Annotated in this window: 1 protein-coding gene; it reads right to left on the bottom strand. The window is 66.0% G+C overall.

Annotated elements, in window-relative coordinates; translation table 11 throughout:
- Nucleotides 1-633 (bottom strand): YbdK family carboxylate-amine ligase (locus tag ACY45C_RS06100; RefSeq protein ID WP_462186672.1); only part of this gene is annotated, 633 nt, incomplete at its 3' end.
- Between the last annotated feature and the right edge of the window lie 65 nt (nucleotides 634-698).

Here is a 698-nt window from a genome sequence, read left to right as displayed (position 1 = left end):
CTCCATGAACGACTCGAAACCCGGCCAGTCCTCCAACGGGTACGGCAGTCCCGCGGTGGGCAGGCTCGCGAAGACCTGTGATCGGGATGAGGCCAGCCCGGTGTCTCCGCCCAGCCAGTAGGGCGACGACGCCGACAGGGCGAGAAAATGCGGGACATAGGCCATCAGAGCGTTCACGATCGGCATGACCTTGTCCGCAGACCGCACTCCGACGTGTACGTGGACGCCGAAGATGAGCAGCCGCCGGGCCAACCACTGCATCTGGCTGACCAGCCGGAAATAGCGATGATCCTCGGTGATGCGCTGCCCCATATAGTCACTGGCCGGATGCGTGCCGCTGCACATCAGCCCGATCCCGCGCCGTTCCGCCAGATCGCGCAGCAGCGAGACGGTTCCAGCCAGGTCCGCGGTCGCTTCCTCCACCGAGTCGCAGACCCCGGTGACGACCTCGATGGTCGACTCGAACAGCTCGTGCTTGGCCTTGGCCGCCTCGCGCTCCCCGGCCTTCGCCCGCAGCTCGTGAAGAATCCCGCTGGCCTCGCCGCGAAGTTCGCGCGATTGCTGGTCGACGAGCTGCAGCTCCCATTCGATGCCGAGACTGGTGCTCGACGACGACGAGAAAGGGATCTGCACCTAGCCTCCTCGGGTCGGGATCTCGGGGTCGGTACCAGCACCAGACAGCCGTCACCCACCGGCTC

It is taken from the genome of Frankia sp. CcWB2 (assembly GCF_977927585.1).
Note: the sequence above shows the minus strand (reverse complement) of the source record. Positions and strands in the feature narration are given on the sequence as shown.